The organism is Micromonospora chalcea (assembly GCF_002926165.1).
Lineage (GTDB): Bacteria > Actinomycetota > Actinomycetes > Mycobacteriales > Micromonosporaceae > Micromonospora > Micromonospora chalcea.
In genome coordinates this window covers 1-13,782 of the sequence record NZ_MAGP01000122.1, presented here as the reverse complement: position 1 = coordinate 13,782, position 13,782 = coordinate 1, and the positions used below count along the sequence as shown (strand labels likewise).

At 71.5% G+C, this 13,782-nt stretch carries 13 protein-coding genes, 1 pseudogene and 1 riboswitch; of the genes and pseudogenes, 5 read left to right on the top strand and 9 right to left on the bottom strand.

Going from position 1 to position 13,782, the window contains the following annotated elements:
• Entirely contained in the window at window positions 1-927 is a 927-nt protein-coding gene (locus BAW75_RS19225) for a WXG100 family type VII secretion target (protein ID WP_043327351.1), read from the bottom strand.
• Window positions 928-937: 10 nt separating this feature from the next.
• Window positions 938-1,258, bottom strand: a complete 321-nt coding sequence (locus tag BAW75_RS19220) for a type VII secretion target (RefSeq protein ID WP_043327353.1) — start codon at window positions 1,256-1,258, stop codon at window positions 938-940.
• Between the two features lie 154 nt (window positions 1,259-1,412).
• On the opposite strand from BAW75_RS19220, the gene BAW75_RS19215 reads away from it, so the two are divergent.
• From BAW75_RS19215 to BAW75_RS19205, 3 genes are all read left to right on the top strand, one after another.
• On the top strand, window positions 1,413-2,300 hold the full coding sequence (locus BAW75_RS19215; RefSeq protein ID WP_104114442.1) for an ABC transporter ATP-binding protein: 888 nt from the start codon (window positions 1,413-1,415) through the stop codon (window positions 2,298-2,300).
• Window positions 2,301-2,309: 9 nt separating this feature from the next.
• Window positions 2,310-3,047, top strand: a complete 738-nt coding sequence (locus BAW75_RS19210; protein WP_043327358.1) for an ABC transporter permease — start codon at window positions 2,310-2,312, stop codon at window positions 3,045-3,047.
• A gap of 94 nt (window positions 3,048-3,141) precedes the next feature.
• Complete coding sequence (locus tag BAW75_RS19205; protein WP_104114441.1) at window positions 3,142-3,900, top strand: VOC family protein; 759 nt, start codon at window positions 3,142-3,144, stop codon at window positions 3,898-3,900.
• A 273-nt stretch (window positions 3,901-4,173) separates the two neighbouring features.
• On the opposite strand, the gene BAW75_RS19200 is transcribed toward BAW75_RS19205, so the two are convergent.
• The 4 genes and pseudogenes from BAW75_RS19200 to BAW75_RS19185 form a co-directional block, all read right to left on the bottom strand.
• Window positions 4,174-4,953 (bottom strand): ABC transporter ATP-binding protein, encoded by a 780-nt coding sequence (locus BAW75_RS19200; RefSeq protein WP_043327362.1) that lies wholly within the window; start codon window positions 4,951-4,953, stop codon window positions 4,174-4,176.
• Window positions 4,950-6,044 carry a FecCD family ABC transporter permease gene (locus BAW75_RS19195; RefSeq protein WP_069088714.1) on the bottom strand — a complete coding sequence of 365 codons (1,095 nt, stop codon included), beginning with the start codon at window positions 6,042-6,044 and terminating at the stop codon, window positions 4,950-4,952. The genes BAW75_RS19200 and BAW75_RS19195 overlap by 4 nt, the downstream gene beginning before the upstream one ends.
• 77 nt (window positions 6,045-6,121) lie before the next feature.
• Complete coding sequence (locus BAW75_RS19190; RefSeq protein ID WP_043327365.1) at window positions 6,122-7,054, bottom strand: ABC transporter substrate-binding protein; 933 nt, start codon at window positions 7,052-7,054, stop codon at window positions 6,122-6,124.
• A gap of 107 nt (window positions 7,055-7,161) precedes the next feature.
• Window positions 7,162-7,255, bottom strand: a riboswitch (cobalamin riboswitch).
• 120 nt (window positions 7,256-7,375) lie between these two features.
• Window positions 7,376-8,695, bottom strand: a pseudogene (locus BAW75_RS19185) (M14 family metallopeptidase); the annotation flags it as partial.
• A 207-nt stretch (window positions 8,696-8,902) separates the two neighbouring features.
• Here BAW75_RS19185 and BAW75_RS19180 point away from each other — a divergent pair.
• Window positions 8,903-10,243, top strand: a complete 1,341-nt coding sequence (locus BAW75_RS19180) for a C39 family peptidase (protein ID WP_104114440.1) — start codon at window positions 8,903-8,905, stop codon at window positions 10,241-10,243.
• Window positions 10,244-10,332: 89 nt separating this feature from the next.
• Here BAW75_RS19180 and BAW75_RS19175 read toward each other — a convergent pair whose 3' ends face one another.
• From BAW75_RS19175 to mqnE, 3 genes are read right to left on the bottom strand one after another with little or no spacing between them, the layout of a single operon-like run.
• Complete coding sequence (locus BAW75_RS19175) at window positions 10,333-10,611, bottom strand: DUF4229 domain-containing protein (RefSeq protein ID WP_104114439.1); 279 nt, start codon at window positions 10,609-10,611, stop codon at window positions 10,333-10,335.
• A gap of 26 nt (window positions 10,612-10,637) precedes the next feature.
• Window positions 10,638-11,066, bottom strand: coding sequence for a hypothetical protein (locus tag BAW75_RS19170; RefSeq protein WP_104114438.1), 429 nt, complete (start codon window positions 11,064-11,066; stop codon window positions 10,638-10,640).
• Window positions 11,067-11,073: 7 nt separating this feature from the next.
• Window positions 11,074-12,243: an aminofutalosine synthase MqnE gene (gene mqnE, locus BAW75_RS19165; RefSeq protein ID WP_104114437.1), complete on the bottom strand. Its 1,170-nt coding sequence runs from the start codon at window positions 12,241-12,243 to the stop codon at window positions 11,074-11,076.
• Between the two features lie 221 nt (window positions 12,244-12,464).
• Here mqnE and BAW75_RS19160 point away from each other — a divergent pair.
• Window positions 12,465-13,782: C40 family peptidase (locus BAW75_RS19160; protein WP_244206175.1), on the top strand; the 1,318-nt coding region annotated here is incomplete at its 3' end.

Here is a 13,782-nt window from a genome sequence, read left to right as displayed (position 1 = left end):
TCAGTTCACGATCGAGTCGAACACGTTCTGCACGCCCTTTGTGTACGGGCCGAGATCCTCGCGGTACGTGCCGTCCACCAGGTAGTTGCGGTCCTTGCGCCCGTCGGAGATGTCGTGCAGCCCCATGCCGGTGTCGAGCAGGGCGCCGCCGATACCGGGGATGTTCACCGGTGACGCCTGGTTGATGGCGAACTTGCCCGGGAACAGGATGGCGGCGCGTTTGGCCTTGAACAGCACCGCCTCCCTGGTGTAGCCGGCCTTACTGAACGCGCCGTACGCCTTCTTGGCCTTGCGGAGCTCCAGCACCACCTGGCGGTAGCGCATGAGCAGCTCGGCGACCTTCTGGAGCTTGGTGGCGAGCTTCGTGAGGATCTCCGCGAACCGCGCCACGATCTTGACCATGCGGCCGACGGTGGTGGCGAGCCGGGCCAGCACCCGCACCACTGTGGCGGCCAGGCTCACCCCGGCGCTCAGCACTGCCGCCACCGCGGCGATGATGACCTCGGTCAGGAACCAGAGCAGGAACTCCAGGATCAGCTCGACCAGCAGGTTGAACGCGTCGACAGCGGCATTGGCGGCGTCGACCAGCACCTCCTTGGTGCCGTCCAGCCCCTTGGCCAGTTCCTCCATCGCCTCCTCGATCGACTCCATCGAGGCGTGGAACTTGTCCGCCGCGTCGCCGTCCCAGGCGCCGCGCAGCCGAGCCCGGTCGGCGACCTGGTCGCCGGCGATCCGCCGGACCGCGTCGCCGGTGGTCAGCGCGAGCTGGGCCGCCCGCATCAGATCGTCCGGCTCGCCGGCGACCAGCTCCAGCAGCTGCTCGAACGGCCACAGCACGGCGTTCGAGAGCGGCTTGAACGGGTCGGGCGTGCCCGACACGATCTGCTCGAAGTAGGTCTTGTTGCGCTGCAGCGCCTCGGTGCTCATCCCGCCCCCCTCAGGCGCCCGGCTGGAACATGTCGGTGTTGGCCACGTCCGTGCCGGTGTACGCCTCGGCGGTGTCGCGGAGCCCCTCGGCGATCGTCGCCATCACCTCGGCGCCGTCCTCCAGCCCTGCCAGGCACGCCTCGAACTGCTGCTCGTACGCGGCGGCGAGACTGAACGACGCGGGCATCACGCCGAACGCGTGCCGGGCCACGTGGCCGTCGCGGAACAGCCGGTGCAGCTCACGGAACTGGCCGGCCCGGTCCCGGGAGGCGGCGGCGAACGCCGTCAACGCCTCCGGCTGCACCTCGAGATTCCTGCTCGGACTGGTCACGGACCCTCCCCAGTGTCCGGTCGGAACTTCCACCGTCCTCGACGGCGCCACCAGCCTAGGGGATGTGCGCAGTTCCACAGGGGGCGGCGACGGTTGCCCCGGCACGGTAGACAGGGAGTGCACGAGCACCCTTCCGCCGCCCGAGGAGCCCCGGATGATCCTGGCCCGCGCCGAACAGGTCAGTCGCCGCTACGGCGACGTGCTGGCCCTGGACCGGGTCGACCTGACCGTCCGGGCCGGGGAGCTGGTCGGCCTGCTCGGCCCGAACGGCGCCGGCAAGAGCACCCTGATCAACCTGCTGGTCGGGCTGCGCCGCCCGAGCGGCGGCCGGGTCGAGCTGTGCGGCGGCGACCCGCGTGACCCGGCGAGCCGGCGGCAGCTCGGCGTCACGCCGCAGGAGACCGGCCTGCCCGGCACGCTGCGGGTCGGCGAGGTGGTCGACTTCGTCTCCGCGCACTTCCCCGACCCGGTGCCCCGGGGCGAACTGCTCGACCGGTTCGGCCTCGCCGACCAGGTACGCCGGCAGACCGGCGGCCTCTCCGGCGGCCAGCGTCGCCGGCTGGCGGTGGCGCTGGCGTTCGTCGGCCGTCCCCGGCTGGTGGTGCTGGACGAGCCGACCACCGGGCTCGACGTGGAGGCGCGGCACGCGCTCTGGGACGCGATCCGCGGCTTCCACGCCGACGGCGGCGCCGTGCTGCTGAGCAGCCACTACCTGGAGGAGGTGGAGGCGCTCGCGCAGCGCGTCGTGGTGATCGGCCACGGGCGGGTGCTGGCCGACGACTCGGTGGCGGCGATCCGCGGGATGGTCGGCGTACGCCGGGTCAGCCTGGTCGCCGACGACCTGCCGACGCTGCCCGGGGTGGTCGCCACCGAACGCGCCGACGGGCGGGTGCACCTGCTCACCACCGACGCCGACCAGCTCGTCCGCGACCTGGTCACCGACGGGGTGGCGTTCCGCGACCTTGAGGTCCGGCCCACCTCGCTGGAGGAGGCGTTCCTCGCCATCACGGCCGGCGACCGGCCCGCGCCCACCCCCGCCTAGGAGACAGTCGTGCCGCTCGCCCTCGTCCACGCCCGCTACCACCTCCTGGAGATCATCCGGATTCCGGTGGCGGTGGTGGGCAGCGCCTTCTTCCCCGCGGCCGCGATGCTCTTCTTCGTGGTGCCGTTCGCCGGCGACGACCCCACCGGCGCCACCTACGCCACCGCCGCCATGGTGACGTTCGCGGTGATGAGCGCCAACATCTTCCAGTACGGCGTGGGTGTCGCCGAGGACCGCGACCAGCCCTGGAACCCGTACACCCGGACCCTGCCGACCGGACCGGCCCCGCGACTCACCGGGCGGATCCTGGCCGGGCTGGTGCTGACGTACGTGTCGATGATCCCGGTGGTGGTGATCGCCGCGGTGGCCACCGAGGCCCGGGTCAGCGCGCTGCAGTTCCTGCTCGGGCTCGGCGCGGTAGCGGTGATCTCGGTGCCGTTCACGCTGCTCGGCCTGGCGATCGGCTACGCGCTGCCGAGCAAGGCGGCGATCGTGGTGGCGCAGGTGATCTTCTTCCCGCTGGCGTTCGGCGGCGGCCTGCTCTCCGGGCCGGACGACGCGCCCGGCTTCATCAAGGCGATCGCCCCCTACCTGCCGACCCGGGGCGCGGTGGAACTGATCTGGGCGGCGGTGACCGACTTCCGGCCCGGCACCCTGTCGCTGGTGATGCTGGGAGTCTGGGTGCTGGTGCTCGCCGCGGCCGCCGGCTGGGCGTACCGGCGGGACGAGGGACGCCGCTTCACCTGACCTTTTGTCCGGTTCCGGCCCGGTGGCCGACCCGGCGGTGCCACGATGCCGACAGGGCGGGTCAGCGGGACCGTCCCCGGCGAGAGGGGTCACCGTGAACGGCGTCGAGCCCGGCACGCCCTGCTGGACCGACCTGGCCACGCCGGGGCTGGAGGACGCGCGACGGTTCTACCCCGAGCTGTTCGGCTGGACCGGGCAGATCTCCCCCGAGCCGGAAGCGGGCGGCTACACCGTCTTCCAGAAGAACGGCAAGGCCGTCGCCGGGGCCGGCCCGCCGGCCACGCCGGACCAGGTGCCGGTCTGGTCGATGTACGTGGCCACCGACGACGCCGACCTGGTCGCGACCCGGGTGGAGGCGGCCGGCGGGCAGGTGGTGGTCTCCCCGTTCGACGTCGCCACGCAGGGCCGGATGGCGGTGCTCGCCGACCCGGCGGGCGCGGTGTTCAGCGTCTGGCAGCCGATGGCGATGCGCGGGGCCGAACTGTTCAACGCACCCGGCGCGATGTGCTGGAACGAGCTGGTCACCCCCGATCCGGAGAACGCCAAGGAGTTCTACGCGCTGGTCTTCGGCTGGCACCCGGAGGAACGTCCCGCCGGGCCGGTGCCGTACACCGGGTGGCGCTGCGGCGCCCGGATCGTCGCCGGGATGCTGCCCCGGGCCGAGCCGATGCCGGAGGACCTGCCTGCGTACTGGGCCGTCTACTTCGCGGTGGAGGACGCCGACGTCACCGCCGCGCGGGCCGCCGAGCTGGGCGGCACCGTCCTGGTCCCGCCGCGCGACAACCCGGCCGGCCGCAGCGCCGCCCTGCGCGACCCGTCCGGCGCCCTCTTCTCCATCTCCACCCTCCGCTGACCCCCTCCGCCGCGCGCGAGGCGGGTCCGGTCGAGATCTTGGTACGGGTTGGCCCCCAGGAGGGCCTGTTCGTACCAAGATCTATCTGCCCTCCCGGAAATCGGAACACCTGCCCAGGATTCGGGACGACGCTCCCTGAGGGTGGGCTGTTCAGCGGCAAGGCCGCCACCCCGTCCGCCGATCTTGCAGTTGCGGCCCTCGTGGCGTTACATTCGCACCTTTTGTCGGGGCCGGAAGTGCAAGATCGACCGCGCGAAGGCGGGGCGGGTGGGGTCAGGTTGGGCGGACGGGGACCACCAAGGGGCCGTGGTCGCCGGGGATCACCCGGATGTGGGCTCGGTAGTGGCGGGCCAGCAGGGCCTCGGTGAGCACCTCGTCCGGTGGACCGGCGGCGGCCACCCGGCCGTCGGCCAGCAGCACCAGGCGGTCGGCGTACTCGCCGGCGATCGAGAGGTCGTGCATGGTGGCCAGCACGGTCAGGCCGTGCTCGCGGCGGAGCTGGTCGACCAGTTCCAGCACCTCCTGCTGGTGCCCGATGTCCAGCGCGCTCGTCGGCTCGTCCAGCAGCAGCAGGGTGGCGCCCTGGGCCAGCGCCCGGGCCAGGAAGACGCGCTGCCGCTCGCCGCCGGAGAGCGTGGCCAGCTCACGGTGCGCGAACGGGCCGAGGTCGAGCCGGTCCAGCACCTCGTGCACGGCGGCCAGGTCGGCGGCGGACTCGCGGCCCAGCGCCGGGATGTACGGGGTACGCCCGAGCAGCGTGTAGTCGAAGACCGACATGCCGGCCGGCACCACCGGGGACTGGGCCACCGTGGCCACCACCCGGGCCCGTTCGCGGCGGCGGAGCGCGCCGATCGGCGTACCGAAGAGTGCGACCTCGCCCGGGCCGGTCAGCAGGCCGCCGACGGCGCGCAACAGGGTCGACTTGCCGGCGCCGTTGGGTCCGATCACGGTGACCCACTCACCGGCGGAGACCGTGAGGTCGACGCCGGCCAGGATCGGGTTGCCGCCGAGGGCGACCCGCAGGTCGTGCACGCGCACGGCGGGGGCGTTCACATCGCCACCCGGCGGGCGGTACGCAGGACGAGGACGAAGAACGGGCCGCCGAGCAGCGCGGTGACCACGCCGATCGGGATCTCGGCGGGGGCGGCGGCGGTACGGGCGACCACGTCGGTGAGCGCGAGGAACGCGCCGCCGAACAGCATGGACAGCGGCAGGATGATCCGGTGGCTGGAGCCGAAGAGCAGCCGCATGGTGTGCGGCACGATGATGCCGACGAAGCCGATCAGCCCGGACGCGGAGACCGCTGCGGCGGTACCGAGCGACGCGGCGGCGATCAGCAGGTAGCGGGAGCGCTGCGGGTGCAGGCCGAGACCGGTGGCCTCGTCGTCGCCGACGGAGAGCACGTCCAGCTCACGCCGGTGCAGCAGCACCACCACGGCGGTGAGCACGAAGTACGGCAGGACCAGCCACACGTCGTGCCAGCCGGCGGTGGCGAGCCGCCCGAGCAGCCAGGAGTAGACCTGCTGGATGTTGTCGGAGTGCTGTTGCAGCAGGTACGTCTGCCCGGCGCCGAAGAACGCCGAGACCGCCACCCCGGCCAGGATCAGCGTGGCCGGTGACCGGTCCCGTCCGCCGGCCGCGCCGAGCAGGTACGTCAGCACGACCGCGCCGAGCGAGCCGACGAACGCAGCGAGCGGGATGGTGATCGGCAGCCCGGTCAGCGCCCCGCCGGCCCCGGCGCCGAGCACGATCGCCGTGGTGACCGCGAAGCCGGCGCCGGCCGCCACGCCGAGCAGGTACGGGTCGGCCAGCGGGTTGCGGAAGACGCCCTGGTAGCAGCCGCCGGCCAGGGCGAGGAGCGCGCCGACGAGCAGGCCGAGCACGACCCGGGGCAGCCGCAGCTCGGTGATGATCGCGATTTCCCGCTCGGTGAGCCCGCTGTCGAGGCGTACCCCGGGTAGCAGGTTGAGCAGTTCGGCGGCGACGCTGCCGGGCGGCAGGCTGACCGGGCCGAGTGAGACGCCGGCCACCAGCGCGACGAACACGGCCACGACTCCGGCGAGCAGCCAGCGCTTGCGTAGCCCGGCGGGCCGGACCGGGGCGCCGCCCGCGCCGGGCGCCCCGCGCCGCCCGGGGCGGGACAGCGACCGGCTGCCCGGCCGGGACGCCCGAGGCGTTCCGGCCGGGTTCGGGGCGGAGTCCGCCTGTCGTAGGGCCACTGTCAGGCCGGAACCTTGGCGGTGGCGTCGACGATGACCTTGAGAAGGTCGACCACGCGCGGCCCCCAGCGCGAGGCGATGTCGTCGTCCAGCTCCACGATCTGGTTGTTCTTCACCGCGTTGATGCCGGCCCACCCGCTGCGCGCCTTCACCGTGTCGGCGTTCTGCTTGCAGCACTTGGTGTCGGACAGGAAGACGAAGTCGGGGTTCGCCTTGACGATGACCTCCTGGGAGAGCTGCGGGTAGCCGCCGTTCTTCCCGTCGGCGTCGGACGGGTCGGCGATGTTCTCCAGCCCGGCGAGCGCGTAGATGGTGCCGATGAACGTCTTGCTGGTCGCGGTGTACAGCTCCGGACCCAGTTCGTGGAAGTAGGTCAGCTTCTCGGTGCGCTTGGGCAGGTCCTTGGTCAGCGCGGTGATGTCGTCCTTCATCTTCTGCACCACGGCCTCGGCCTCGGACCGGTGGCCGGTGAGCGTGCCCAGGTCGGTGAGCTGCCGGTACGTGTCGTCGAGCGTGGCCGCGGCGGGGATCTGCAGCACCGGGATCTTCAGCGCGACGAGCTGGTCGGCGATCTTGTTGAGGTTGTCCGAGATCACCACCAGGTCGGGGTTGCGGGAGGCGACCGCCTCCGCGTTCGGCTGGTAGCCGGACAGGTCGGTGCGGGGCGCGTCGGCCGGGTAGTTCGACTGGTCGTCGACGGCGGTGACCTGCTTGCCGGCGCCGATGGCGAAGAGCATCTCGGTGGAGGTCGGCGAGAGCGAGACGATCTTCTCGGGCCGCTTCTCCAGCGTCAGCTTGCCGACGGTGGCCGGGAACGCGCCGCCGGAGGCGCCGGCGGCGGGGGTGTCGGTCGAGGTCTTCTCGGCGCAACCGCCGAGAAGCAGCACGCCGGCCGCGAGCGCGGTGGCGAAGAGCCGGGGGGTACGTCGGGACATGAAGCCTCCTGTCGGTCGAGGAGTGTGGTGCTTCGCCGACAGGAAGAGAGGCCCGTCCGCGAGGCGCCCTTCCTCGAGAGCGCGTGTCGCGACCGGGCCGCAGGCGACCTGGCTCGTCCCACGTCCGTCGGCGCCGGCGGGAGGCCGACGCCGCGCGTACGGGGCATCACAGTTGCGGGACAGCGCCGGTTTCGCACCGGCTTCGCTGTGGCACGGTCGGTGCCACGGTAGCGCACGACCAGCGGAGATCGTCCGGACGGTGGGGGTGGGTGGGAACCCCGGCGGGGGTGGAACCGGGGTTCCCACCCGGTGGTGAGGTCAGCAGTACTGGCTCTGCTTGCCGATCGCCCGGTACGGGCAGTCGGCGTACTCGGACAGGATCAGCACGGCCTCCCGGTTGCGTGAGGTCTGCGCCGGGATCACCTCGTCCGGCGGGTAGAAGCCGCCTCCGGAGGCCGAGCCGGGGTACATCTCGAAGGTGTACGCCCAGATCTTGTGGGCGCCCCACATCCAGTCGATGCTGGTGCCGTCGGCGATGTAGAGGTCGCTCGACTGTTCCGGGGTGTAGTTGTTGGTCGCCGCCATCTGCCGTCCGATGGTGGCGAAGGTGTTGTACTGGTCGGTGTTCATCCCGGTGGCGGTGTTGTTGTACGTGTACCCGTACGGCCAGAGCACCAGCTGCGAGTAGGTGTGGAAGTCGATGTTCGCCTTGATCTGCTGCACCCCGCCGACGACCCGGCTGTTGACGAAGTTGCGCAGCGCCGCGGTCTCCGGCGCGGAGAAGGCGGACGGGCCCCGGTAGGTGTCCGACGACTTCGAGCTGGACGAGCCGCCGCAGCAGCCCCACTGGTAGCCCCAGTTGCGGTTCAGGTCGGTGCCGACGGCGGTGGAGCCGCTGTTGGGCTGCCGGTTCTTGCGCCAGGAGCGGTAGGAGCCGGTGGCGATGTCGTACTCGCTGCCGTCGGGGTTGACGGTGGGGACGATCCAGATCTCCCGGGTGTTGACGATGTTTGTGATCCGGGAGTCGCTGCCGTAGTTGTCGGTGAAGAGGTTGAGCAGGTAGATCGCCATTTCGACGGTCAGGTGCTCACGCGCGTGCTGCTGGGCGTTGAACAGGATCTCCGGCTCCGCCTCGTCGGTGGCGACGTTGTCGGAGATCTTCACGGCCATCAGGTCCCGGCCCTGGTAGGACGTGCCGATGCTCAGCTTCCGCGCGATGGTCGGGTGGTCGGCGACCACCTTGTTCACCACCGCTGTCAGCTCGGCGTAGTCGTGGTAGTTCGAGTCGGCGGGCGGGAACGCGTTGGCGGTCATGCCCCCGTCGGCGTGGTCGTGCTCCGGCACGACGTCCTTCTCGAGCCGGAACCCGAGCCGGGTGATCGCGTTCGCCTCGGCCTTGGTGGCCGTGACGTGCAACACACCGTGTTCGGAGTAGTCGATGGCGGCGCCGGTGCCGGCGACCGCGGTGCGGTCCGCGGCGGTGCGGGGGCCGAGCACCCGGTACGCGACGGTGGCCGGCTCGCCGGAGCCCTCCGGCGCGGGCCGGGCGACGGCGGGCGCGGCGGCCGCGCTGACGATGGTCAGGCCGACGGCGGCGGCGAGCGCCAGCCGGCGGCGGAACGGAGAGGTGCGGAAGGCCATGGACAACCTCCTGGGGGTACGGGAGAGCTCCCGTTGTCCGCACACTCCACCAGGAGACACATGGTCATATCAATATCTGTCTCTCCCTTTAGTCATCCCGACCTGATCGTAACTTCGGCAATGATTTTCCATGCCTGAACATCTGGCGAAACTTCCCGCCAGGCGCGACAGTGAACGGCAACGATGCCGTCTCCCCGTGGAGCTGCCATGTTCGGACGACCCATGCGCGCGGCCGCCCTCGCCGGCCTCACCGCGCTCACCCTCCTCGGCACCACCGCACCGGCCCAGGCACAAGCCGCGCGGCCGGGCGTCACGCACGACGAACAGATCACGTTCCAGGAGTTCTCCCGCTTCCCCGACTGGCGCAGCGGCTCCCACCAGGGCACCCGCGCCGTACCGGGCCGTCACCCCGCGCTGACCATCGACCGCCCGGTGGGCACCACCGAGTTCACCGACGAGCACACCGGCACGACCCGCACCTGGGAGTACGCCACCTGGACCTCACCCGAGCGGCGGATCGGGTTCGACGCCAGCGAGATGGTCGCGTCCTGGAACGCCGCCACCCCGGCCGGCACCTGGATCCAGGTCGAGCTGCACGGCACGTACAACACCGGGGCGCAGACCCCGTGGTTCGTCATGGGCCGCTGGGCCTCCGGCGACCAGGACATCAAGCGGTCCACGCTGGACGGCCAGGGCGACCCCTGGTCGAGCATCTGGACCGACACGTTCTCGATCGACGACGCCGACGCCGGAGTGCTGCTGCGCTCGTACCAGCTGCGGCTGACGCTCTACCGCGCGCCCGGCCAGGCCGCCGCGCCGCAGGTCCGAATGGTCGGCGCGATGGCGTCGAACGTGCCCGACCGGTTCACCGTCACCCCGAGCCGGGGCGGCATCGCCTGGGGCACCGAGCTGGCCGTGCCGCGCTACTCGCAGAACGTCCACATCGGCGAGTACCCCGAGTACAACGGCGGCGGCGAGGCGTGGTGCTCTCCCACCTCGACGGAGATGGTGGTCGAGTACTGGGGCCGCAAGCCCTCGGCCGAGGACACCTCCTGGGTCGACCCCGCCTACCCCGACCCGACTGTCGACCACGCCGCCCGGATGACCTACGACTACGAGTACGACGGCGCGGGCAACTGGCCGTTCAACACCGCGTACGCGGCGAGCTTCCCCGGCCTGGAGGGCCGGGTCACCCGGCTGCACTCGCTGGACGAGGCGGAACGCTTCATCAGGGCCGGCATCCCGGTGGTCACCTCGCAGTCGTTCCTCGCCAGCGAACTGGACGGGGCCAACTACGGCACCGCCGGGCACCTGTTCGTGATCGTCGGCTTCACCGCCGAGGGCGACGTGATCGTCAACGACCCCGCGTCCTCCTCGAACGAGGCGGTGCGCAACGTCTACAAGCGGGAGCAGTTCGAGCAGATCTGGCTGCGCACCAAGCGCTACCGCGCCAACGGCACAGTGGCCTCCGGCTCGGGCGGCATCGCGTACCTGATCAAGCCGGTCGACCGGCCGTGGCCGGTCGTCCCGGGCTCGACCAACTGGTGAGCGGCTCGACCATCCGGTGAACCGCTCGACCGGCTGGTGAACGGCGAAGGGCCCGGCGCGACGTCGCGCGCCGGGCCCCGCCGGTCCGCTCAGCTGTCGCGGCGTTCGCCGTCCGCCTCGGCCTGGTCCTCACCGGCCAGCGCGGAGCGCAGCCGGTCCTTCTCCAGGCGACGCCGCTCGGCCGCCTCCGCCATCTCCCCGGCCATCTGGTCCCGCAGGCCCTTGAGCAGGAAGAACGACAGCGTGGCGGAGAAGATCAGCGCCAGCATCAGCCGCAGGAACATGTTCATGTCGACGAACCAGAGGGCCGCCAGCACGACGACGAACAGCCCGATCCGGCCCAGCGTGTACTTGAGCGCCGCGCTCATTCCCGCATTCCCACTCTCTTCGTGCCTCAGCCCGTACGCCGGGCCAGCCAGTGCACGCCATGAAACCAGACGACCGCGTAGACCACGGTGAACACCGCCGCGGCCAACGCTCCCGTGAACAGCGCGGGCAGCCCCGAGGCCAGCCCGGCGGCCAGCAGACCGGCGAGTACGCCGAGCGCGATGCCGACCAGCGCCGCCACCACCCGGGCGGCGCCGAACTCCCAGGCCCGGAACTCGTCCCAGAACAACCAGAGCGGCAGGATCACCGCCAGCCAGCCGTTCGTGCCCCCGAAGCCGCTGTCGCCGATGGTGGCGAACGCCCATTCGAAGACCAGCAGCGCCAGCACCCCGATGACCAGGCCGGCGAGGCTCACGCCGAGCAGGTCACCGAGGGTCAGGATGCGCCCCTCGGCGTCACGCCGGGGGAAGGCGCGCTGCTGTTCCTCGCCGCTCATCGCCCGCTCAGGCCCAGACCTGCTGCGGCTCGGACCGGCGCTCGGCCAGCGACGACGGCCCGTCGTACTCACGCACGATCTCGTAGCGGGTGTTCCGCTCGACCGGGCGGAACCCGGCGTCCCAGATCATGTGCAGCAGGTCGTCGCGGTGCATGGTGTTCGGCGTGCCGTACGAGTCGGCGTCGTGGGTGATCTTGTATTCCACGACCGAGCCGTCCAGGTCGTCGACGCCGAAGTTCAGCGAGAGCTGAGCCACCGACAGGCCGTGCATGACCCAGAAGCACTTGACGTGCGGCACGTTGTCGAACAGCAGCCGGGAGACCGCGAACGTCTTCAGCGACTCGGCCGGCGAGGCCATCGTGGTGCGGGCCTGGATCCGGTTACGGATCTTGCCGTCCGCCGAGTCGACGAAGTCGTGCTGGTAGCGCAGCGGGATGAAGACCTGGAAGCCACCGGTCTCGTCCTGCAGCTCGCGCAGCCGCAGCACGTGGTCGACCCGGTGCCGGGGCTCCTCGATGTGGCCGTAGAGCATGGTCGACGGCGTCTTCATGCCCTTGGAGTGGGCCAGCCGGTGGATGCGCGACCAGTCCTCCCAGTGGCAGTTGTGGTCGACGATGTGCTGGCGGATCTCCCAGTCGAAGATCTCCGCGCCGCCGCCGGTCAGGGACTCCAGGCCGGCGTCCATCAGCTCGTCGAGGATCGCGTCGGCGGTGAGCCCGCTGATCTTCTCGAACCACTGCACCTCGGTCGCGGTGAACGCCTTGAGGTTGACGTTCGGCAGCGCGGCCTTCAGCTCCCGCAGCACCTTCGGGTAGTAGCGCCAGGGCAGCGTCGGGTGCAGGCCGTTGACGATGTGCAGCTCGGTGAGCTGCTCGTCCTCCATCTCCTTGGCCTTACGGACCGCCTCGTCGATCCGCATCGTGTAGGCGTCCTTCTCGCCCGGCTTGCGCTGGAACGAGCAGTACGCGCACGACGCCGAGCAGACGTTCGTCAGGTTCAGGTGCCGGTTGACGTTGAACATCACCCGGTCGCCGTTGAGCTCCGTACGCCTGTGGTGGGCCAGCCGGCCCAGCCAGGTCAGGTCGTCGCTGTCGTAGAGGGCGATGCCGTCCTCGCGGGTCAGCCGCTCCCCGGCGTACACCTTCGCTTCGAGTTCGCGCTTGAGTCCGGCGTCCATCCGAAAGCCACGTCCTTCCCCCTGGGTTCCCGATCGAGCGTACGTCGCGGGTCCGACCAGCCGCCGACGTGGTCGAGCCAGTTCACCCGCCGTCACTCTCCGCACATCGACATCGCTGCGACGGTGAGGTAAGACAGGGTGGGGCGGAACACACACCAGTGCCGTCCTGTCCTGACACGCCCCACCTCGCGTGGCGGGCACCAGACCGGACGGGGAGCGGAATGTCCGACAGCACCAAGGCCCGGCGGCGACGAGGCCGGCAGCCGGTGATCTCACCGGTCCTGCGTCCGGCCCTCTGGTCCGCCCTCCTCGGTGCGGTCGCGGCGGCGGCGCTCGCCACCCCGGCCTGGGCCGACCCGCTGCCCGACACCGTGCCCAGCACCGGCTCCCGCCCCCAGGTCACCGGCCCCCTGCAACTGCCCGGCAGCGTCCCCGGCCTGCCCGGCAGCGTTCCGGGCGTGCCCGGAGTAACCGTCCCGGGCCTGCCGGGCGGCACCACCGGCGTCACCAACCCCGCCGACGGCCCGCTGATCGCGCAGATCAACCAGCTCGACGCCCAGGTCGGGCTGCTGGGCGAGGAAATGCTGCGGATCAAGGGCGAGCGGGACGCCGCACAGGCCGAGCTGACCCAGTCCGCCGCCCGGCTCAAGGAGGCCCAGGACGCGCTCACCCGGGCCCAGGAGAACGCGAAGAGCGCCGCCGCCGACGCGGTCAAGGCCGACGCGGCGCTGCCGCCGGGCGAGTTCGGCGCCAGCCTGCGTGACTTCGCCAACCTCCAGCGCATCACCCGGGGCGACAAGGCCGAGGGCGCCACCACGTCGGTGACCGGCGAACTCCTCCGGGCCACGAACGCCGAGCGGATCGCCCGGGAGGCGCACGACTCGGCCCAGCGCCGGGCGACCGAGAAGGCCGCCGAGTTCACCCGCGCCGAGACCGACCTGCGCAAGCAGGAGACGACGCTCGTCGCGCTGCGCAAGGAGAACGCCGCCAAGCTGCTCGAGATCGAGCGCCTGGCCGACGCCGCCGAGCAGCAGCTCGGCAGCTCGTACGTCGTCAACCAGAGCATCGACGGCCTGGCGGCGGACCCCAAGGCGCTCGCCGCGGTCCGCTACGCCCTCGCCCAGCTCGGCGACCCCTACCTCTGGGCCGCCGAGGGCCCGGACCGGTTCGACTGCTCCGGCCTGGTGCTCGCCTCCTACCGGTCGGCCGGCTACAAGGGCCTGCCGCGGGTCGCCAAGGACCAGTACTACGCCACCCGCTCCCGCACCGTCTCACCGAACGCGCTGCTCCCCGGCGACCTGCTCTTCTTCGCCTCCAGCAGCAGCTGGACGAGCATCCACCACGTCGCCATGTACATCGGCAACGGCAAGATGGTGGAGGCGCCCCGGACCGGCGACGTCGTCAAGATCTCGGTGGTCCGCTGGTCCCGGCTCTACGCCGCGACCCTGGTGATCGGAGCCGTCGCCGCCCCGAGCAGCAGCAGCGTCGCCCCGTCGCGCAGCACGTCCGCCAGCGCTTCCGCCAGCGCGAGCGGCAGCG